The following is a 20,874-nucleotide window of genomic DNA, read 5'->3' on the forward strand; positions in this document are numbered from 1 at the left end:
AAAAATTACAAAAATCCGCAGATAAAATATACCAAAGGAAGACTGATAAAGCTAAATGCAACGCCTGTAGCTACGGCTGAAACTGCAAGCTGACTGTCTAAATTTGCCTTCATTATCATCGCACTTGCTAAAACCATCGGCGGCATGGCACACTGAAGAATTCCTATGAGCCATTTAGGGCTAAATTCAACGCTAAATATTAAAGCTATAAGGATAAATATAAGAGGAGCTACTAGCATTTTGCCTGCGATTACGATTAAAGTGGCTTTATATGAGCTTCTTATGCTTCTAAAACCAAGTCCGATACCTATAGCAAAAAGGGCGACCGGAACAACGCTTTGGCTAAAAAGATTAAGCGCGGTAAAGATAACTGAAGGAAGCTCGATACCTCTTAGTATAAGACCTGCTATAAGTGCGATAAATGGCGGAAATTTAAGCACTTTTATCGTGTTTTGAACCAAAGAGACCTTTGCGGGAGCTCCAAAAGATAGTATGAATGGGCCAAGTATTGATATGGGTATGGATGTGGCGAACTGATCGTAAAATATAACTTCATTTAAAGCATCTTCTCCAAAAAAGCCCGTGATGATAGGCATACCGATAAAGATGGTGTTGCCAAACATCGCCAGCAATAAAGCGCTAATGGCTGTAGCTTGGCTAAATTTAAACACCTTGCAGATAAAAAACACGATAAAAGCGGCTACAAACGAGGATAAAAAGCCTGCCAGGATTATGTTTATGAGAGTTTTATCTATACTTACGTGATAAATTTTATCAAATATCAATGCGGGCAGAGCAAAACATAGTGCGTAATCTATAAAAATACTCGCTTGCTTTTGCTCGAAAATTTTAACTTTTTTTGCAAAATATCCGGAAGCTATAAGAATAAATATTGATAGCAGGGGAGTAAGCATAATTTTCTTTATCTTTTAAATTTAAGCCAAAATTATATGGTAATGGTTATTAAATAAAAATAAAAATTCTTTTGTAAATATTAATAAAGTTAATATTTGTATATTAAAAATTTTTGAATTTAACGTATTTTTTACAAAATTTTTAATATAATACTTGATTTAAATTTAAAAATTCAAAGTAATAGTATGAAAAAAATAATCAAATTTATAATATTTTTAGCCATTCTTTCCGCCTGTTTTTATTTTGCGTATGAAAAATATTTCAAAGAAGAGAAAAAAGATGAGTTTATAACATCTGTCGCCGTTAGAGGAGATCTAAGCAAAAGCATAGATAGCAACGGCGAAATTTACGCAAACGAGCTTATCGACGTGGGTGCGCAGGTTTCCGGTCAGATAAAAAAGCTATATGTAAAGCTGGGCGATAAGGTAAAAGCAGGCGACATGATAGCAGAGATCGACTCCGCAACTCAGCAAAATAACGTAGATACTAAAAGAGCTCAGCTTGGAATCTATGAAGCGAAGTTAAATAGCGCAAAGGTCGCTCTTGAGATTGCAGAGAGTAAATTTAACCGCGAAAAAGAGCTTTTTAGTAAAAACGCAACCTCAAAAGAAGAATTTGAAAATGCCAAAAATTCTCTTGCCGTTACAAAGGCAAACGTAAAAGAGATAGAAGCGCAGATAGCTCAGACTAAAATTTCTCTAAACACCGCTCAGATCGATCTGGGATACACTAAGATAGTTGCGCCAAAAGAGGGCACTATCGTATCGGTTCAGGTTGAAGAGGGTCAAACCGTAAATTCAAACCAGACGACGCCGACCATCGTAAATATAGCGGATCTAACGAAGCTAAAGCTAAAAATGGAGATAGCAGAGGGCGACATCACGAAAGTAAAGGTTGGCTCAAAGGTTGAGTATTCTATACTTTCAGAACCAAATAAGAAATTTTATACCGAAATTAGCTCCATTGACCCTGGACTTACCACTCTAAGCAACGGCAAATACAGCCAAAAATCGTCATTGAGTAGTTCTAACTCCGCTTCATCTGCAATATATTACTATGCGAACGCTCTTATAGATAATCGGGATGAAATTTTGCGCATAGGTATGACAACCTTAAATGTCATCATACTTAAAAGCGTAAAAGATGCGATCATAGTGCCAAATACGGCTATCAAAAAGCAAGATTCAAGGATGGTGATAGAGGTGCTAAAAGATGACGGCTTAATAGAGACAAGAGAGGTTAAGGTGGGGCTTAGCGATAGTATAAAATCTCAAATAATAAGCGGTATAGAAGATGGCGAAAGAGTTATTACCTCAAGGAGTTCGGCCGATCAAATAAACAAGATGATAGAGCGCGAAAATAAAAGAATAAGAGGCAGGTAAAATTTGAGTTCATTAATAGAGCTTAAAAATTTAAGCAAGAAATTTAAGCTTGGTGAAAATAGTTTCGATGCTCTTAAAAATATAAATTTAAATATAAGAAAGGGCGAATTTATCGCTATTATCGGGCAGTCCGGTTCAGGCAAATCAACGCTTATGAATATCCTTGGCTGCCTTGACAGTCCGACAAGTGGAGAGTATCTTTTAAACGGGGACAATGTGGCTAAATTTGACTCGGATTCACTTGCTAATCTAAGACGTAATAAATTTGGCTTTATATTTCAAAGATATAATCTATTAGGAACTTTAAATGCGCTATCAAACGTATCACTGCCTAGCGTTTATGCGGGGCTTGAAAAAAAGGATAGAGAGGAAAGAGCGACTAAAATTTTAAGCGGATTAGGATTAGATGACAAGCTTGATTCGCTTCCAAATAAGCTAAGCGGTGGACAGCAACAGCGCATAAGTATCGCAAGAGCGCTTATGAACGGAGGCGAGATAATCTTAGCCGATGAGCCCACAGGCGCGCTTGATAGTGCAAGCGGGCTAATGGTGATGGAAATTTTAACGAATTTACATAAGGAGGGACACACCATAATCATCGTAACTCACGATGCAAACATCGCGGCCTACGCAAATCGTATCATAGAGATAAAAGACGGTGAAATTTTAAAAGACATAGCAAAAAAAGATGAAATTTTCCCTTCTAAAACCACTAAGCTCAAACAAAAAAATGCCATAAGCTTTTACAAAGATCAGTTTATAGAGAGTTTTAAGATGTCGTTAAATTCGATATTTAGTCATAAGCTAAGATCTGTCTTAACCATGCTTGGCATCATCATCGGCATAGCTTCGGTTATCTGCGTAGTAGCTCTAGGCAAGGGCTCTCAGCAGCAAATTTTATCAGACATCAGGGGTATAGGTACAAATACCATAGATATATATCCTGGAAAGGGTTTTAGCGATCTTAGAGGCATAGTAAAGACTCTAACCATATCAGATACGGTAATGTTATCTCGCCAAGACTATCTTGATAGTGTTACTCCAAATACAACTGCAAGCGGTATGTTGACATATAGAAATAAATCAGCCTCGGCAAGCATGAGAGGAGGAGGTGCTCAAAGTCTTGATGTCTTGGGGCATAAATTTGAAAAAGGTAGATCGTTTAATGAAGATGAGGTAAAAAACTCCGCTTCGGTTTTAGTCATAGATCAAAATACAAAATATGAATTTTTTCAAGGAATCGATCCGATAGGAGAAACTATACTTTTTGACAAACGTCCGTTTCGTATAATAGGAGTTTTGAAATATAGTAGTAATATAGGCGACTCAAGCACGCTTAGAATTTACACTCCATACACGACTGTTATAAACAAGATAACCGGCGATAGGTTTATAAACTCCATAACAGTCAAAGTAAAAGATGAGGTGAATGCTCAGGTCGCCGAGCGAAGTCTGACTGAGGTTTTGGCTGCAAAAAGAGGAAAGAAGGACTTTTTTACAAGAAATTCGGACACCATAAAAAAGACTATAGAGAGCACGACTAGAACGATGACGCTTCTGATATCTTGCATAGCTTTTATATCGCTTCTGGTAGGCGGAATAGGGGTTATGAATATAATGCTTGTTTCAGTAACCGAGAGAACAAGGGAGATAGGCATAAGAATGGCTATCGGTGCAAGACAGGGAGATATCTTACAGCAGTTTTTAATAGAGGCGGTATTGCTGTGTGTGATCGGAGGGATAGCCGGTATAGCGGCGTCTTTTGGGATAGGATATGTGTTTAATAAGTTTTCACCAGAAGTTCATATGATATTTTCTAATCTCTCTATAGCAGTCGCTCTATTTACCTCTACTTTTATAGGCATAGTTTTTGGCTATATGCCGGCAAGAAGCGCCTCAAAGCTAAATCCTATAGAGGCTCTTTCAAGGGAATAAGATGAAGAAAATTTTGGTATTTGTGTTTGTGGTTTTGTTTAGCGGATGCGCGGTAAAAAGCATAAATGAAGACTATAGTAAGCTTATTTTAGATGAAAATTTAAGCCGAAATTTTGAGTTTGAACAAGAGTGGTGGAAGGGGTATGATAGAGCTTATCTGAACGAGCTTGTTGAGCTTGCGTTAAAAAACAACACAAATTTGCTAAAAGCAGCGATAAATATAAATAAAGCTTTGGCTCAAGCAGGCGTCGTAAGTGCAAATTTGATCCCGAATTTTAGTGCAAATTTCTCGTCTGATGTAAGTAAAAATTTAGAAGGCGGTAAGCTAAGTAAAAGCTATAAAAGTGGTGTTTCGCTAAATTATGAAATCGATCTTTGGCAAAAGCTTGCAAACTCACGTGACGCTGCTCTTTGGGAGGCAAATGCGACGAAATTTGACGCCGAAGCCGCAAGGCTTGCTCTCATAAATGGCGTTGTGGATAGCTATTTTGAGATCATATATCTAAACGAAAGTCTTGAGCTTTATGATGCCGCGCTTAAAAATTACCGCGAGCTTGAAGCGATAACTAGGGCTAAATTTGAGCTTGGTAAAGGCGAAGAGCTATCTTTAAAGCAGATTCAAAGCTCGCTTTTAAACGCTCAAAATAGAGTTTTAACCACGCAAAAAGATCTAAATTTAGCCAAGCAGACTTTAAGGATATTGCTTGCCGAAGGACCGGAATTTGAGTTTAAATTTGCCAAAATTTCACTTGAAAATATAAAATTTCTAGGTGTAAATTTAGACGTGCCGCTTTACGCTATCGCAAATCGCCCCGATCTAAAAGCGGCCATAGCTCGCATAGAAGAGAGCTTGCTAAATGTAAAAGTTAGCCAAAAAAACTTTTATCCAAGCGTTAGCATTGCAGCTAGCCTTAGCGGAAGCGGTGATCAGGCAAGTGAAGCATTTTCGCTTAAATTTTTAGGCGGAAATTTAAATCTTAATTTGCCGTTTTTGAACTACTCTCGCCTTAAAAATAGCCTAAAAATTTCAGAGGCGAATTTTGAACTAGCCAAAATAAACTACTTTGAAACCTTGATAAAATCGCTAAATGAGCTTGATACGGCGTATAAAAATTTAAAAAACGATGAGCTACTTTTGAAAAATTACGAAAAGCAAGCCATAAATTTTGAAGATATAAGCGAAATTTATAGGCTCAAATTTGATGCGGGCAAAGGCGAGCTAAAAGACTACTTGCAAGCTAAAAATAGCGAACTTGACGCTCGCTCCAACCTCATCTTACAGCGATATAAACTGCTGCAAGATGAGATAAGTATATATAAGGCTATGGCAGGTAGGGTTAAATAAGGGCAGAAAATTAGAAGCTGGGATGTGGCTATTTGATTTTGGTCGCAACTATCCTGCTACGATAGCGATGAGCCTCAAAAACTCCATAGCAATAGACATTGATGATATCAACTAATGTAGAAACAAGCCAGATCAAATCGGTATAAAACAAGTGTTATTATTGATTATTAAACCATCTTAGTTTTTGATATTTATGATATAGAAGGCAATCAAATTTCATTCGCTCAAGAGATATGAAAACTTAAAAAATAGATATCGCAAGAGGATTTAGCTCCTCTTGGCGTAAAAATTCCTTTTAAATTCGCTAAATTTGCCCTGCATGATCGCCTCTCTCATCTGTTTCATCAAATTTAGATAGTAGTGCAGGTTGTGAAGGCTGGCTAGGCGGAAAAATGTAAGTTCGCGCGCTTTATATAGGTGATTTAAGTAGCCGCGCGAGTAGTTGCGGCAAGTATAGCACGAGCACTCAGGATCTATGGGCGCGTGGTCGTTTATAAATTTGGCCGATTTTATATTTATCTTGCCAAAGTTTGTAAACAAAGTACCGTTTCGTGCATTTCTAGTAGGCATCACGCAGTCAAACATATCAACTCCACGCTCCACGTTTTCTACCAAATCCTCAGGAGTTCCAACTCCCATTAGGTATCGCGGGCGGTTTGCGTCGATATATGGTATCACGCCTTCAACTGTATCATACATCTCTTCGTTGCTCTCTCCTACGCTTAAGCCACCTATTGCAAGTCCGTCAAAGTCCATATCGCATAGCGCTTCGGCACAAAATTTGCGCGCTTCGTAGTCGGTTCCACCTTGGATAATGCCAAATATATTTTGCGTTAAGCCTATGCCTTTTTGCTGATTAGACCTGTGATAATCAACAGCCTCTTTAGCCCAATTTATCGTGCGTCTTATGCTAAGCTGGGCCCGCTTAGCCTCAGCAGGCAGGGCGATAAGATCATCAAGTATCATCATGATGTCTGAATTTAGATCATACTGCGTATCAAGCACGCTCTTTGGCGTGAAGTAGTGAGAGCTGCCGTCGATATGACTTTTAAAGTGGATCCCATGCTCGTCAGGCTTTGAAATTTTACTAAGAGAAAACGCCTGAAAGCCGCCGCTATCGGTTAAAAAAGAGCGGTTAAATTTGCTAAATCCATGAAGTCCGCCAAACTCTTTTACAACCTTGCTTGTCGGGCGCAGATAGAGGTGATATGTGTTTCCTAAAATGATCTTGGCGTCTAAAATTTCCATCATATCTATAGCATCCAGGCTCTTAACGGCACCGACCGTTCCTACAGGCATAAAAACGGGGGTTTGTATGGTCGAATGAGCGGTAGTTAAAGTGCCTGCGCGTGCGTTGCCGTCCGTTTTATCTATACTAAAAGTCATTTTGCTATAATATTCCTTTAAATTTGGAGTAGTTATGAAAAATATTTTGGTAATTGCAGATGGAATTGTAGCGAAACATTTCTTAGAAAGATTGTTTGTGGCTAAAAATAGCTCACATCATTATACTGTTATAACTTATAAAGACGATATTATACCTAGAAATTTAAGCTTGGAAAATTTCTCTTTTTATCGGTTTGATCCTACTAGCTTTGAAAGATTAAAAGGTGTAGTGAATGATTATTTTAGCCAGTTTATGGTAGTTGTAAATGATAGCTTTGATGCTGTAAATGTATATAAAAATTTAAGGCAAATTAGCAAGAAAACCGATATTTTGCTTATGGATATTTGGGGGCTCGAGGATAAGTGCATAGATGAAGACAAACATTTGACGATTCTTGACGAGAGAGATGTTATGACGGTTAAGCTTATTGATTCACTTCCTGATATGCCTTTGGTAGCCGATAATGTAGGACTTGGAAGAGGTGAGATAATGGAGGTTAAGGTGCCTGTAGGAAGCTCATATATGTATCGTCACGTAGCATCCATACCTCAAAAAAAGTGGCGTATAGTTATGATTTATCGTGGATCAAATTTTATGATCGCCACCCCATCATCAATGATATTGCCAAACGATACCTTGCTCATAGTCGGCGAGCCAAGTGTGCTTTTAAGCGTATTTAGAAGCATTAAAAAAGAGACGGGGCAGTTTCCAAGCCCATTCGGATCAAATTTGTATGCCCTGATAGATATGAAGAATATGAGTGAAGATGAGTGCAGAAAGCTTGTCGCAAGAAGTATTAAATTTAACAAAAGGCTCAATAACAAGCGACTTTATATCAAAGTGATAAACTCTATGATAAATGAGGTTTATGAAACTCTAAGAAGTATGAGCAATGAGTCTATAGTTGTTGAATTTAACTATTTTACCAGTAGTTGCGAGATCATAAAAGAAGATGTAACAAAGCACGATATAGGTATGCTAATAACTACAAATAGTTTTTTTGAAGCCAATAAAAGGCTGTTTTTTGATACAAAAAGGCCTATTATGACCATAGGCAAAAACAAGATAGAGGATATTTCAAAAGGCGTTGTTTTAAGTGGCGGAGAGGATATAGAGAGTCAGTCTGCGGCTATTCTTGATTGCTGCTCTCAGCTTGATATCCCTATTTCTTTATATCATTTTACTATTGGCAAGGCTAAAGACTCAAGTCTCGCAGAGCACTTTGACAACCTCTCTAGAATTTTCGGCAGAAAGGTGGAAATCATAGAGGACAGTGAAAAAAATCCGATATTAAAGCTAAAAAACGAGGAAAATTTGCTGCAATTTGTTCTATTTACCAAAAAAATGAGCAGAAAAGATCCTTTGGCATCTATTTCAAACGATATGAACAGGCTTTATGTTAAGCTTAGCGGTAATTACCAAATTTTTATACCAACAACTTAGTAAATTTAGATAGAATAAAACATATAAAAATGGGGGATGCTTTGCAAATCGATATAAATTTAAAAGATATATCAAGAAACTACAAGGTCTATATAGATGAGCTTAAAGAGCTAAAAATTGATACAAAGGTGGCTATTATTACTAATTCTAAAGTAGGTGGGTTACATCTTGATAGTCTGCTTGCTGTTTTAAAATGTAAAGAGAAATTTATCATTACCCTGCCTGACGGAGAAGAGTATAAAAATTTAAAGAGCATAGAAGAGGTTTTAGAACAGCTTTTTGTAAGTAGGCTTGATAGAAGTAGTGTTATCATCGCATTTGGCGGAGGTGTGATAAGTGATATGGCCGGGTTTGTAGCTAGCATTTATCAAAGAGGAATAAGGTTTATAAATATACCGACTACTCTTTTAGCTCAGGTTGATGCGAGTGTGGGCGGCAAAACAGGTGTAAATAATAAATTTGGCAAAAACCTTATAGGCTCGTTTTATCAACCAAGTGCGGTGTATTGTGAGAGTAAATTTTTACAGACCTTGCCAAAACGCGAATTTGCAGCTGGTGTCGCAGAGGCTATAAAAATGGCTGTGATGTTTGATAAAGAGATGTTTGAGTGGCTTGAGGGTGCAAATTTAGAAGAGAAAACAAATTTACAGCAGCTTATCTATAAAAGCGTGTTTTTAAAGGCTAAAGCCGTTGAAGCCGATGAGCGCGAAAAGGGTGTGCGTGCTGTGCTAAACTACGGTCACACCTTTGCTCATGTGATAGAAAACGAAACCGGATATAAGAGATTTTTACACGGAGAAGCTGTGGCTATAGGTATAAATATGGCTAATTCATTAGCGGTTAAATTAGGACTTTTAACTGATTTAGATAGAGATAGGATTAAAAATTTACTGATTAAATTTAATCTACCTGTAGAATATAAAATTGCAGATTTAGATGTCTTTTATGATGCGTTTTTCTTAGATAAAAAGAGCGAAAATTCAAAGATTAAATTTATTTTACCAAATGGTATAGGCGGATATGAGATAAGGCAAGATATCTCAAAAGATATTGTAATGCAAGTTTTAAGCGAGTTTAAATGAGAAAATTATCGGTTTTTTTACTGTTTTTTGTATTTTTGTTTGGTAATGGTGATGGAATAATAGCCGAATCAAACGCTACTGCCGCTATCAAAGATACCGCTTTGCTTGAGCTTAGGAATAAACTTATACCTATTAACGAAAAGCTTGCAGGCAATATTTGGATTACAAGGTATTCAAACTATAAAACATTTCAAAACTTAACTGATGAGCTTAAATCTATTGAGGCTATGCTTAAAAAGCAGAGTAAATCTAGTAGTAAAAGCACGATTGAGCTGCAAAAAAAGCAAAACACTATCAAAGAACAGCTTGAGCTTTTAAAGGAATTTGAAAAAGCACCTTTTTCTAGCATGATAACGGCTCCTGAGATAGATAGTATGCAAAAGATCACAAACCCCATAGCTGTAATTTCGGGCTTTTCTTATATTAAGCAGCTTAGAAGCACTAAAGACGAATACAAGATACGTCTTGAGGGGCTTGATAGGATTATAGACGAGCTTAATAAAAAAGAGGAAATTTTATCTGAAATAGTAAAACTTAGCGAAGACGAGATCTATAAAAATGAACTGATTGATATTAGGCAGGAGATTGTCGAGTTTAAGGCTGCTGAAGATATCGCTCAGACTACATACAGTGTATATGAAAAAAGGATTATAGAGGCCATAAGTAGAGTGACCGAAGATATCAAGGCTCAAATGAAAAAGGCTATGAATATAGGGATTTTTATCCTTGTCGTTGTGGCTTTGTCGTTTTTATTTAAATTTATTATCAAAAAGACAATTACCGACAACGAGAGATTATATACTGCAAATAAATTTATAAATTTAGTAAATATAACTCTTATAATTTTGATTTTACTTTTTGCCTATATTGAAAATGTCACGTATCTTGTTACCGTGCTTGGTTTTGCCTCGGCGGGTATTGCCATCGCGATGAAAGATATGTTTATGAGTATGCTTGGCTGGACGGTTATCGTATTTGGTGGAAGTTTTCACGTAGGAGATCGTATCAAAGTGCGAAAAGACGGGGAAAATTTTGTGGGCGATATCATAGACATATCTCTTCTTAGAATGACCATATATGAGGATGTGACTTTTAACACTTATCAATTTAATCGCAGAGCCGGACGCATTATCTTTATACCAAATAACTATATTTTTACCGATCTTATAGCAAATTTCTCGCACCAGGGAATGAAAACCGTTTGGGACGGTATAGATATTACCCTTAGCTTTGAATCAAACCACAAAAAAGCTGTATATATAATAAAAAATATAGTTAGAAAGTACTCTAAAGGCTATACGGACATAGCAAAAAAGCAGATGAGTAAGCTAAGAAATCAATACAGTATCAAAAATCCAAACGTAGAGCCTAGAATTTTCTCATTTATAGAGCCTCATGGAGTTAAAATTTCGGCTTGGTATATGACAAATTCTTTTGCTCCTATGGCCTTAAGAAGCACTATTAGCTCAGAGATTATAGAGAGCTTGCTAAAAGAGGATGATATAGTGATCGCATATCCTACCCAAACTCTTTATATGGATAAAAGAAGAAAGGCGAGTGATCCAAAACCCATAGAAAATAACGAAGAAATAATGTAATGCAGGCAAGAGAGAAAATTTACTTTAAAACCTTCGGATGTCGCACAAATATATACGATACCGAGCTTATGAAGAGCTACGTAAAGGATTATGAGATCACAAATGATGAAAATGAAGCCGATATCGTAGTGATAAACTCATGCACAGTCACAAATAGCGCAGATAGCGGCACTAGAAGCTATATAAATAGCGTTAAAAAGCGCGGCGCAAAGGTGATACTCACAGGATGTGGAGCGGTTAGTAAGGGTAGGGAGCTCTTTGATAAAAGCTCTGTTTTTGGCGTTATAGGCGCAAGCAAAAAAGAAGATATAAATTCGCTCCTAAAGTTTGAAAATCCGTTTTTTGAGCTTGGAAATTTAGAAAGTATCGATAAAAATATCGTTACAAACTACGAAAATCACACAAAGGCTTTTATAAAGATTCAAGAAGGGTGTGATTTTATTTGTAGTTACTGCATCATCCCTTCGGTGCGCGGTAAGGCAAGGAGTATGAATGAGGCAAGTATCTTAAATGAGGCTAAAATTTTAGCCTCAAACGGCTACAATGAGCTTGTCTTAACGGGAACTAACATCGGCAGCTACGGCAAAGATACAAACTCATCTCTTGGAAAGCTGCTTGCAAGGCTTGGGCAAATAAACGGCATAAAAAGAATTCGTCTTGGAAGTATTGAGCCAAGTCAGATAGATGAAAGCTTTAGAGAAATTTTAAAAGAGAGTTGGCTGGAAAGACACCTTCATATCGCGCTTCAACACACAAGCGAAGCAATGCTTAGGATAATGAGGCGCAGAAATAGGGCACTTAAAGATATCGAGCTGTTTTTAGAGCTAGCAGAGCTTGGCTTTGCGCTTGGGACTGATTTTATCGTCGGACATCCCGGAGAGAGCGAGCAAATTTGGGCTGAGGCACTGGAAAATTTTAAGAAATTTCCGCTTACTCACTTGCACTGCTTTGCTTACTCGCCAAGAAATAACACTCACTCGGCAACTATGAAGATCGATGTAAGCGGCGATGTGGCAAAAGAGAGGATGAAAACTCTTAAAGAGATAGTAGCGCAAAATAATCTCAAATTTAGAAACGACAACAGAGTGCCTTTAAACGTCTTAGTCGAGCAGTTAAACGGCGAATTTTATGAAGGGTTTGATCAGTTTTATAATAAAGTCAAGATAAAAACAGATAGAGATATTGTCAAAGAGTGGGCAATAGTGGATAAATACGATGTCAATAACGAGGCAAATTATGCAAAAATTTAAATTTAATAAGAAAAATATTATTGCTATTTTAGCGCTACTATTAATATGCTTGATGTCTATAGTGGCATTTAAAAATCAGCCAAAAAATATTATGTATGATAGTTACGAAAAGCTACTTGATGGTAATCTGATATCTGAAGCTACTATAGTGCAGAATGAAATTTTGATCACGACAAAAGGCGGGCATAAATACACTATCGTAAAAGATGGGATAGATATGAGCAAGCTGGTTCAAAAAGTGCCCGTAAATGTGAAAAAAGAGCATCCTATAATAGAAGAAATTTTAGCTGTAATATTTCTTATAGCGATTGGATACGGTGTTTTATTTGTTTACGGAAGATACAAGCTAAAGAAAAAATCGGAAAACACAAGCGATGAGAAAATGGGAGTGTATGAGATTGAAAATATATTTACAAGCTCGGTTGTGCCGGCTATATCAAATGTAAGCTTTAGCGATGTGGCAGGCATAAAAGATGTGAAATTCGAACTTAGCGAGATAGTGGACTTCTTAAAAAATCCTGCCAAATACAGAAAATTTGGTATCAAAATGCCAAAAGGCGTACTTATGATAGGACCTCCCGGAGTTGGTAAGACGCTTGTGGCAAAGGCTGTAGCAGGAGAGGCAAACGTGCCGTTTTTTTACCAAAGTGGAGCTGCATTTGTGCAAATTTACGTAGGAATGGGCGCAAAGAGGGTTAGAGAGCTGTTTTTAAAAGCTAAGGCTTACGCTCCATCGATAATCTTCATTGATGAGATAGACGCGGTCGGTAAAGTGCGCGGCGGAAGCAGAAACGATGAGCGTGAGGCTACGCTAAATCAGCTTTTAACCGAAATGGACGGCTTTGAGGATAACTCGGGCGTCATCGTGATAGCCGCTACAAACAGGATCGAGATGATAGATGAGGCATTGCTTCGCTCAGGCAGGTTTGATAGGAGAATTTATCTATCGATGCCTGATTTTTCAGATAGGGTTGAAATTTTAAAATCATATCTTAAAGATAAAAGCTCTAGCGTATCGCCTGAAGATATAGCTAAGATCAGTGTCGGTTTTTCAGGAGCCGCACTTGCTACTTTAGTTAATGAAGCTGCTATAAACGCACTTAGAAATAACAAAGGCACGATAGATATGAGCGACTTTGAAAACGTGCTAAATAAAGTCTTGCTTGGCAAAAAGCGCGTGCTTAGCTACAACGATGAAGAGAAAAAAATTCAAGCACTTTATCAAAGTGCAAAGGCTCTAAGTGCTTATTGGTTTGGAGTTGAGTTTGAAAAAATTTCGCTTGTGGAAGATCACTTTAGAGCCACTGAACGCGAGATAGAGTCTAAGACTCAAATGCTCTCTCGCATAAAAGTATGTCTAGCCGGTATGAGCGCTTTAAAAGAGAGCAGGGATGACATCTTTTCAAACGCACACAGCGATATAGCAAAGGCAAAAGAGATCGCTCAAAATATGGTTTTTGAGTATGGTATGGGCAAAACTCTAGTGCCAAATCCTGCTGATGTGGAGAGCATACTTCAAGAGGCGTATAGCGAGATATCGGAGTTTTTGCGAGGGATGAAGGTGCAAACGGAAAAAATTTGTGAGTACATCATAGCAAACGAGAGTATAGATAAGACAGCGATAAAGATAATAATACAAAGCTCTTATGAATAATTTGCAATAATATGCTAAAATCGCACATATTTTAACAATGGAGTAAAATTTATGAAGATAAAAATAGGAATTTTAACGCTTTCAGATAGAGCAAGCGAAGGTACTTACGAGGATCAATCAGGACCTGCGATAAAAGCGGTTCTTGATGAGTGGATAACAAGTGAGCGCGAGTATATATACGAAGTAATCCCTGATGAGTTTGAACTTATAAAAAAGCGACTTATAAATATGGTTGATAATCTTGGATGTAATCTGGTTTTAACCACCGGAGGAACCGGTCCTGCGGTTAGAGATGTGACTCCTGAAGCAACTGAAGCAGTATGCGAAAAGATGATGCCCGGCTTTGGAGAACTAATGCGAGCGGCAAGCTTGAAATTTGTGCCTACTGCGATACTGTCACGCCAAACAGCTGGCATTAGAGGACGCGCCTTAATCGTAAATTTACCTGGGCAACCAAAGGCTATAAGAGAGTGCTTGGAGCCGATATTTCCTTCTATACCTTACTGTATTGATCTTATCGAGGGTGCTTATATAGAGACTGATGAAAATGTGATGAAGGTCTTTAGACCAAAGCAAAAGAAGATTTCTTAACTGATCAAAAGGAGAGTTTAAAATCTCTCCTTAATCTATTTTTTTGATTTTTTTATATAAATATAAATTGCCGTTAATGCAGCTACCGCTACAAGCATTGCTAAGACTATATTTTTAAATAGCTCTTTATCATAATCAGTCCCTAAATAATACCCCACAGCAAGTAAGATCGCCACCCAAATTCCAGCTCCCAAAGTTGTATAAAGGCTAAATTTAAAAAGATTCATTTTGGCTAGACCTGCAGGAAGGCTTATATATTGACGAATTCCAGGGATTATACGACAGTTAAATGTAGAAATTTCACCGTGCTTGTTAAAGAAATTTTCAAATTTTTGCATCTTTTCTTCTGTAATTCGCACGTATTTGCCGTATTTTAGTATAAGATCTCTTCCGAAAAAGTAGCATAGATAGTAGTTAAACACTGCACCGGCTAAAGAGCCGCCTGTGCCTGCTAAAAAGGCTATGATCAGATTCATCTCGCCTTTGCTTGCAAGATATCCTGCTGGTATCATAACTATCTCGCTTGGAAACGGAAAAAACGAGCTTTCTAAAAACATCATGCAAAATATGCCGATATATCCCCATTGCCCGACAGTTTCAACGATGAAATTTATAACTTCACTGAGCAAATTTAGCCTTTAAAGTAAAATTTGGATTTGTAAAGCCTAAACGCATTGTTTAGGCTTTGGTTGCATTAAAACGCAGGAAGAATGGCACCTTCGTATTTACTCTCTATAAATTTTTTCACTTCAGCCGAATTTATAGCTTTATCTAAAGCTTTTATTTTTGGAGCGTTTTCATTGCCTGCTTTTACAACCACGTAGTTCGTATAAGGGCTATCTTTGCTCTCAAGCGCAAGCGCATCTTTTGACGGATTTAGCTTCGCGTTTAAAGCGTAGTTTGTATTGATAACCGCGATAGTTACGTCACTTAGTGTTCTTGGAATTTGCGCTGCTTCGATCTCGCTAAATTTTAAATTTTTAGGATTTTCCACGATATCAAGCGGAGTTTTTAGAGGATTATCGTTTAGCTTGATAAGTCCTGCAGTTGCAAGCACATCCAGTGCACGGCTCTCGTTTGTCGGATCGTTTGGTATCGCTACAGTGTCGCCGTTTTTTAGCTCGCTTAGATCTTTTATCTTAGCCGAATAAACTCCCATTGGCTCAAGGTGAACGCCTACAGTTTTAACCAGATGAGTGCCTTTGTTTTTGTTAAATTCGTTTAGATATGGTAGGTGTTGAAAGAAATTTGCGTCAAGATCGCCATCTTCGGTTGCCAAATTTGGGATAGTGTAGTCGTTAAACTCTTTGATCTCAAGTTTAAATCCGTCTTTTTCAACTAGAGGTTTAACCACTTCAAGAATTTCTGCGTGAGGAACAGGTGTAGCGCCAACTATGATTGTCTTAGCTTTATCAGCCGAGCTTAAAGTTACTGCAAGTAGTGCACCAAGTAGAATTTTAGAAAATTTCATTTTTTTATCCTTTAAATTTATAAATATAGCTAATTCATTTAAAAGGATAGTATAGGCGGGAAGCTTATTAAATTTCTTTTTAAATGTTTAGCCAAAACTAAGCACTTAAAAAGAAATTTGTGCTTAGCGTTAGTCTTTCGACGACTTAAATTTTACACAACGACACATTTCGCACATATCTGATTTCATCTTCTATCCTTTCTTTTAAATTAAAATAATTTTGAGATTGTAGATAAAAAATATTTAAAAAAAAATAAAAGTAGCAAAAAATGCTACTTTTTTGTTACTTTGTAGAGTAAATTTCCTATTGATTGAAAAATTTGAACCATTATGATTAGGATAACCACCGTATAAAGCATGATATCAGGTCTAAAGCGCTGATATCCGTAGTTGATCGCAACTGCTCCAAGACCGCCTCCGCCGACCGCTCCAGCCATCGCTGAAAATCCAACGATAACTATCAAAGTAAGAGTTATGGCTGATATTATGCCCGGAAGTGCTTCGACAAACATTATCTTAAATATGATCTGCGAATTTGACGCGCCAAAGCTTTTTGCGGCTTCGATTATGCCTTTATCAACCTCTTTTAGCGCACTTTCGATGAGTCTTGCGATGAAGGGTGCAGCACCTATGGTAAGAGGCACGATGGCTGCCGTTGTGCCGATACTTGTGCCCACTATCATCTTAGTAAACGGGAAAAGCACGATGATGAGTATGATAAACGGAAAGCTTCTTAGCGTGTTTACGATTATATCAAGCACTAGATACAGCTTTTTGTTTGGCTTAAGTCCGTCTTTATCGCTAAGCACTAAAAGCACCGCGGGGATAAGCCCAAGCGCGAATGCAAGCAGGGTGGAAACCAAGCTCATATAAAGCGTCTCGTTGATCGCAGGAAGCAAAATTCGCTCAAAAACATCGGGAAATTTAGAAAAATCTATCCCAAACATCACGCTACCTCCCATAAAACGCCACTTTGTTTGACATACTCTATCACTTTTGCTTCATCTTCTTTTTCTACGTTTATCACGAGTGAGCCAAGGACGTTTTCGTTTAACTTTTCAAGCTTTCCCCAGACGATGTTAAAATCGACATTTAGAGTTCTTGCCATGTGTGTGATAATGCTTTTTTGAGCTACTTCTTTTGGAAAAAACAGACGGATATTTACTCCGCTTTGAGGCAGAATCTCAACTTCTCCTAAAAACTCTTTCATCTTCTCATCCGGCTTTAAAAATAACTCTTCGATCCTGCCTGAGCCTATGATTTTGCCGTGTTCTAGCAGGATAGCTCTATGTGCGGTTGATTTTACGACTTCCATCTCGTGAGTAACTATAACTATGCTTATTTTTAGCTCGCGATTGATTTTTTTTAAAAGCTCAAGAATAGAATTTGTCGTGTTTGGATCAAGAGCCGATGTCGCCTCATCGCTTAGTAAAATTTTAGGATTTAAGGCAAGCGCTCTAGCTATAGCTACACGCTGCTTTTGACCTCCGCTTAGCTCGCTTGGATAACTTTTTGATTTGTTGCTTAGCCCTACAAGCTCGAGCAACTCGCTTACTCTTTTTTGAATTTCACTTTTTGGATATTTCCAAAACTCAAGCGGTGTTGCGATATTGTCAAATACGTTTTTTCTAGCCATTAGCGCAAAGTGCTGAAATATCATGCCGACATCTTTTCTAAAGTGTCTAAGCTCATTTGCGCTGATATCTTTTATTTCTTTGCCATATACTTTTACGGAGCCGCTTTGATAACTCTCAAGTCCGTTTATGCAGCGAAGCAGGGTTGATTTGCCTGCGCCGCTATGTCCTACAAGTGCGAAAATTTCGCTCTCATTTACTGTAAAACTCACGTCGTCTATGACTTTTGTATCACCATAGTATTTAATCAAATTTGAAATTTCTATCATTAAGTTTATATGCCTTGTTATTTAAATAAAAAATAATAAATCACATAAAACCAACTAAGAAATCCATGTATAATCGCCCATAAAATGCTTTTGTTCGCACCCCATGACAAGGCGACCGCAACGACAGTTCCTAAAGTAAATCCACCAAATCCTAAACCCTTCATTCTTATCCTTTAAGTTATTTACTAAATTTTTTAAGCTCAGCTTCCACCTTTTCAAACTGCTCTTTTGCACTTGCAAGACCTGCTTTGTTTGTTTCTATCACATCAGCAGGAGCATTTGCCACAAATTTTTCGTTATTAAGCATGTTTGAAAGCTTTATTATCTCTTTTTCAAGCTTGTTTTTTTGCGCGGTAAGTCTACTTATCATCGCCGACATATCAACGCCTTCAAGCGAGATAAATACCTCTAAATTTTCGCTTACATCACATACCGCATCATCTATCTTGCTACTTGTAAATTCGATTTGCTCGCATTTGGAAAGTAGGGCGATATACTCTTTTGCCTCGCTTAAATTTTCGCTTCTATTTAGCTTCACGTAAGCCTTTGAGATTTTAGAATTTCCTAAATCGATAGTCGCTTTTGCGCGTCTTATAGCAACTATCGCTTCGATTACTAGTGAAAAAATGCCTTCGATCTTTAAATTTTGCTCTTTTATCTCAGGATAGCGCGAAATCATTATAGAGCCTGAGTTTTGTAAATTTGTGCCGCTTAGCTCGTGATATAAGTATTCGCTGATAAACGGCATAAACGGACTTAGCAGCCTCATCGCCTCTTTAAATATGCTTCCAAGCTCTTTTACGCTACTTTTATCGGCTTTGCTAAGCTCAATTCCCCAGTCGCAAAACTCATCCCAGAGAAATTTATAAAGCGCATTTGCAGCGTCATTAAAGCGGTAAGCATCGATATTTTCACGCACCTGCTTAACACACTCGTTAAAGCGACTGTTTATATAAATTCCAAGCTTGGTTTTAAGCTCTATCTTATCAAGATCTTCAAATTTACTCTCGTTTAGTAGCAAATATTTGCTAGCATTATAAAGCTTGTTTGTAAAATTTCTTACTAGCTTCATCTTGTCTTCACTAAGCTTTATATCGCGTCCTTGAACGGCAAGCAGTGCCAGAGTAAAACGCAAGATATCGGCGCTATACTCCTCGATGCTATCAAGCGGATCGATTACGTTTCCAAGGCTTTTACTCATCTTTCTGCCTTGCTCGTCTTTAACTAAAGCGTGCAGGTAGATATCGCTAAACGGAAGCTTACCAAGCGCATTTTGCCCTTGAAACATCATCCTTGCAACCCAGAAAAATAGTATATCAAAGCCTGTTATAAGTAGGTTGTTTGGATAAAATTCTTTTAAATCCTCTTCAAACCATTTTTCGTTTTTAAGCTCGTCACCGTTTCCCCAGCCAAGCGTGCTAAACGGCCAAAGCCCGGAGCTAAACCACGTATCAAGCACATCTTTATCTTGATGTATCTTTTTGCTTTTACATTTTTTACATTCGGTTGGTTCGCCCTCATCGGCCCACTCATGACCGCACTCATCACAGTAAAAAACGGGAATTTGATGTCCCCACCAAAGTTGGCGAGATATACACCAGTCTCTTAGCTCCCTCATCCACGCGTTAAAGCTATTTACCCAGTGTGCAGGGTAAAATTTAGCAAGCCCTGCGCTTACGTCGGCTATGGTCTGATCGGCGATCTCGCGCTTTACGAACCACTGTTTTGAGATGTAAGGCTCTACGACATTTTTACAGCGGTAGCAGTAGCCTACTTGATTTTCGTAGTCTTCAATCTTTTCGATATTTCCGATCTTTTCAAGCTCCGCTACGATGATATCTCTTGCCTCAAGTCTTTCAAGACCTTTAAATTTATCGCACTGCTCGTTTAGGATTCCGGTCTCATCAAAGCAGGTGATAAACTCCAAGTTATGGCGTTTGCCAACCTCGTAGTCGTTCATATCGTGAGCAGGAGTAACCTTAACAAGTCCCGTTCCAAACTCCATATCTACGTGCTCGTCGGCTATGATCTCTATCTCGCGGTTGATGATAGGCAAAATCACTTTTTTGCCGACTAGATGTTTGTATCTCTCGTCGTTTGGATTTACCATTACGGCTGTATCGCCGAAGTATGTTTCCGGGCGAGTTGTGGCTACTACGATATAGTCTTTGCTATCTTTTAAAAAGTATCTGATGTTATAGAGCTTGCCTTTGTTGTCTTTATGCTCAACCTCGATATCGCTAAGTGCGCCATCATGTGTACACCAGTTTATCATATAGTTTCCGCGAACTATCGTGCCGTTTTCATAAAGCTTGACAAATGCCTTTTTAACGGCTTTTTTAAGCCCTTCATCCATGGTAAATCTCTGGCGACTCCAAGCAGGAGTTATGCCAAGGCGGCGCATCTGATGAACTATCATACCGCCGCTTTTTTCCTTCCATTGCCATACGCGCTTTACAAACTCTTCGCGTCCTATACTCTCTTTGGTTATGCCTTGAGCTAAAAGCTGCTTTTCAACGACGTTTTGAGTGGCGATTCCTGCGTGATCAAGCCCCGGCTGCCAAAGCGTTTTGTAGCCGTCCATTCTTTTATAGCGAGTGATGATATCTTGAAGTGTAAAAGTAAGGGAGTGGCCGATATGAAGCGAACCTGTTACGTTTGGAGGAGGCATCATAATGCAAAATTTGCGTCCGTCTCTTTGGATCTCTTTGTTTGCGTCTATCTCGAAATATCCGCGCTCTTCCCAAATTTTATAAAATTTCTCTTCAACCTCTTTTGCGTTGTAAAAACTCACTTCAAATCCTTTTAGAATTTATCAAAAATGCTCGATTTTATCAGAATTTTACTAATAAGGCGATTAAATTTATAAGAGTAGATTTAAATTTAAGGTTGAAGGAGGAGGCTCTAGCTGAAGCCGC

The 20,874-nt window shown here is 38.0% G+C and carries 17 protein-coding genes; 9 read left to right on the forward strand and 8 right to left on the reverse strand.

The annotated features are described in order from the left end of the window. Nucleotides 1-5 precede the first annotated feature (5 nt). Nucleotides 6-914, reverse strand: a complete 909-nt coding sequence (locus tag CDOMF_RS05050) for an AEC family transporter (protein WP_260953040.1) — start codon at nucleotides 912-914, stop codon at nucleotides 6-8. 186 nt (nucleotides 915-1,100) lie between these two features. On the opposite strand from CDOMF_RS05050, the gene CDOMF_RS05055 reads away from it, so the two are divergent. The 3 genes from CDOMF_RS05055 to CDOMF_RS05065 are packed head-to-tail and all read left to right on the forward strand — an operon-like array spanning nucleotide 1,101 to nucleotide 5,577. Continuing rightward, entirely contained in the window at nucleotides 1,101-2,297 is a 1,197-nt protein-coding gene (locus CDOMF_RS05055) for an efflux RND transporter periplasmic adaptor subunit (protein WP_260953041.1), read from the forward strand. A gap of 3 nt (nucleotides 2,298-2,300) precedes the next feature. Continuing rightward, nucleotides 2,301-4,232: a MacB family efflux pump subunit gene (locus CDOMF_RS05060; protein ID WP_260953043.1), complete on the forward strand. Its 1,932-nt coding sequence runs from the start codon at nucleotides 2,301-2,303 to the stop codon at nucleotides 4,230-4,232. A 1-nt stretch (nucleotide 4,233) separates the two neighbouring features. Continuing rightward, nucleotides 4,234-5,577 carry a TolC family protein gene (locus CDOMF_RS05065; RefSeq protein ID WP_260953044.1) on the forward strand — a complete coding sequence of 448 codons (1,344 nt, stop codon included), beginning with the start codon at nucleotides 4,234-4,236 and terminating at the stop codon, nucleotides 5,575-5,577. A gap of 267 nt (nucleotides 5,578-5,844) precedes the next feature. On the opposite strand, the gene tgt is transcribed toward CDOMF_RS05065, so the two are convergent. After that, nucleotides 5,845-6,963, reverse strand: a complete 1,119-nt coding sequence (tgt, locus tag CDOMF_RS05070; protein ID WP_260953045.1) for a tRNA guanosine(34) transglycosylase Tgt — start codon at nucleotides 6,961-6,963, stop codon at nucleotides 5,845-5,847. 34 nt (nucleotides 6,964-6,997) lie between these two features. Between tgt and CDOMF_RS05075 the strand changes: the two genes are divergently transcribed. Genes CDOMF_RS05075 through mog form a run of 6 tightly spaced genes read left to right on the forward strand, consistent with a single transcriptional unit; the run spans nucleotide 6,998 to nucleotide 14,582 of the window. After that, nucleotides 6,998-8,407: a COG3400 family protein gene (locus tag CDOMF_RS05075; protein WP_260953046.1), complete on the forward strand. Its 1,410-nt coding sequence runs from the start codon at nucleotides 6,998-7,000 to the stop codon at nucleotides 8,405-8,407. A 41-nt stretch (nucleotides 8,408-8,448) separates the two neighbouring features. After that, nucleotides 8,449-9,489 carry a 3-dehydroquinate synthase gene (gene aroB / locus CDOMF_RS05080; protein WP_260953047.1) on the forward strand — a complete coding sequence of 347 codons (1,041 nt, stop codon included), beginning with the start codon at nucleotides 8,449-8,451 and terminating at the stop codon, nucleotides 9,487-9,489. Beyond that, nucleotides 9,486-11,087 carry a mechanosensitive ion channel family protein gene (locus CDOMF_RS05085; RefSeq protein WP_260953048.1) on the forward strand — a complete coding sequence of 534 codons (1,602 nt, stop codon included), beginning with the start codon at nucleotides 9,486-9,488 and terminating at the stop codon, nucleotides 11,085-11,087. Before aroB ends, CDOMF_RS05085 begins: the two co-directional genes overlap by 4 nt. Beyond that, nucleotides 11,087-12,337: a tRNA (N(6)-L-threonylcarbamoyladenosine(37)-C(2))-methylthiotransferase MtaB gene (mtaB, locus tag CDOMF_RS05090; protein WP_260953049.1), complete on the forward strand. Its 1,251-nt coding sequence runs from the start codon at nucleotides 11,087-11,089 to the stop codon at nucleotides 12,335-12,337. The genes CDOMF_RS05085 and mtaB overlap by 1 nt, the downstream gene beginning before the upstream one ends. Continuing rightward, complete coding sequence (locus tag CDOMF_RS05095) at nucleotides 12,324-13,991, forward strand: ATP-dependent metallopeptidase FtsH/Yme1/Tma family protein (RefSeq protein WP_260953050.1); 1,668 nt, start codon at nucleotides 12,324-12,326, stop codon at nucleotides 13,989-13,991. The genes mtaB and CDOMF_RS05095 overlap by 14 nt, the downstream gene beginning before the upstream one ends. A gap of 51 nt (nucleotides 13,992-14,042) precedes the next feature. Beyond that, the gene (mog, locus tag CDOMF_RS05100) at nucleotides 14,043-14,582 is read left to right on the forward strand and encodes a molybdopterin adenylyltransferase (protein ID WP_170019948.1); all 540 of its coding nucleotides are present in this window, start codon (nucleotides 14,043-14,045) and stop codon (nucleotides 14,580-14,582) included. Between the two features lie 35 nt (nucleotides 14,583-14,617). Here mog and CDOMF_RS05105 read toward each other — a convergent pair whose 3' ends face one another. The 6 genes from CDOMF_RS05105 to CDOMF_RS05130 form a co-directional block, all read right to left on the reverse strand. Further along, nucleotides 14,618-15,211 (reverse strand): DedA family protein, encoded by a 594-nt coding sequence (locus tag CDOMF_RS05105; RefSeq protein WP_260953051.1) that lies wholly within the window; start codon nucleotides 15,209-15,211, stop codon nucleotides 14,618-14,620. Nucleotides 15,212-15,276: 65 nt separating this feature from the next. Further along, nucleotides 15,277-16,053, reverse strand: coding sequence for a MetQ/NlpA family ABC transporter substrate-binding protein (locus CDOMF_RS05110; protein ID WP_260953052.1), 777 nt, complete (start codon nucleotides 16,051-16,053; stop codon nucleotides 15,277-15,279). Nucleotides 16,054-16,325: 272 nt separating this feature from the next. Next, nucleotides 16,326-17,000: a methionine ABC transporter permease gene (locus CDOMF_RS05115; protein ID WP_260953135.1), complete on the reverse strand. Its 675-nt coding sequence runs from the start codon at nucleotides 16,998-17,000 to the stop codon at nucleotides 16,326-16,328. Then, nucleotides 17,000-17,956, reverse strand: a complete 957-nt coding sequence (locus CDOMF_RS05120; RefSeq protein WP_260953053.1) for a methionine ABC transporter ATP-binding protein — start codon at nucleotides 17,954-17,956, stop codon at nucleotides 17,000-17,002. The genes CDOMF_RS05115 and CDOMF_RS05120 overlap by 1 nt, the downstream gene beginning before the upstream one ends. A 17-nt stretch (nucleotides 17,957-17,973) precedes the next feature. Continuing rightward, nucleotides 17,974-18,120: a hypothetical protein gene (locus CDOMF_RS05125; RefSeq protein WP_169974737.1), complete on the reverse strand. Its 147-nt coding sequence runs from the start codon at nucleotides 18,118-18,120 to the stop codon at nucleotides 17,974-17,976. A gap of 14 nt (nucleotides 18,121-18,134) precedes the next feature. After that, the gene (locus CDOMF_RS05130) at nucleotides 18,135-20,750 is read right to left on the reverse strand and encodes a valine--tRNA ligase (RefSeq protein ID WP_260953054.1); all 2,616 of its coding nucleotides are present in this window, start codon (nucleotides 20,748-20,750) and stop codon (nucleotides 18,135-18,137) included. Between the last annotated feature and the right edge of the window lie 124 nt (nucleotides 20,751-20,874).

The sequence above is a fragment of the Campylobacter sp. RM16187 genome (genome assembly GCF_025319965.1).
Taxonomy (GTDB): domain Bacteria; phylum Campylobacterota; class Campylobacteria; order Campylobacterales; family Campylobacteraceae; genus Campylobacter_A.

Coding starts and splice junctions, on each gene's coding strand:
- CDOMF_RS05050 (WP_260953040.1), bottom strand. CDS start 914: ATGCTTACTCCCCTGCTATCAATATTTATTCTTATAGCTTCCGGATAT.
- CDOMF_RS05055 (WP_260953041.1), top strand. CDS start 1,101: ATGAAAAAAATAATCAAATTTATAATATTTTTAGCCATTCTTTCCGCC.
- CDOMF_RS05065 (WP_260953044.1), top strand. CDS start 4,234: ATGAAGAAAATTTTGGTATTTGTGTTTGTGGTTTTGTTTAGCGGATGC.
- tgt (WP_260953045.1), bottom strand. CDS start 6,963: ATGACTTTTAGTATAGATAAAACGGACGGCAACGCACGCGCAGGCACT.
- CDOMF_RS05075 (WP_260953046.1), top strand. CDS start 6,998: ATGAAAAATATTTTGGTAATTGCAGATGGAATTGTAGCGAAACATTTC.
- CDOMF_RS05085 (WP_260953048.1), top strand. CDS start 9,486: ATGAGAAAATTATCGGTTTTTTTACTGTTTTTTGTATTTTTGTTTGGT.
- mtaB (WP_260953049.1), top strand. CDS start 11,087: ATGCAGGCAAGAGAGAAAATTTACTTTAAAACCTTCGGATGTCGCACA.
- CDOMF_RS05095 (WP_260953050.1), top strand. CDS start 12,324: ATGCAAAAATTTAAATTTAATAAGAAAAATATTATTGCTATTTTAGCG.
- mog (WP_170019948.1), top strand. CDS start 14,043: ATGAAGATAAAAATAGGAATTTTAACGCTTTCAGATAGAGCAAGCGAA.
- CDOMF_RS05110 (WP_260953052.1), bottom strand. CDS start 16,053: ATGAAATTTTCTAAAATTCTACTTGGTGCACTACTTGCAGTAACTTTA.
- CDOMF_RS05115 (WP_260953135.1), bottom strand. CDS start 17,000: ATGTTTGGGATAGATTTTTCTAAATTTCCCGATGTTTTTGAGCGAATT.
- CDOMF_RS05120 (WP_260953053.1), bottom strand. CDS start 17,956: ATGATAGAAATTTCAAATTTGATTAAATACTATGGTGATACAAAAGTC.
- CDOMF_RS05125 (WP_169974737.1), bottom strand. CDS start 18,120: ATGAAGGGTTTAGGATTTGGTGGATTTACTTTAGGAACTGTCGTTGCG.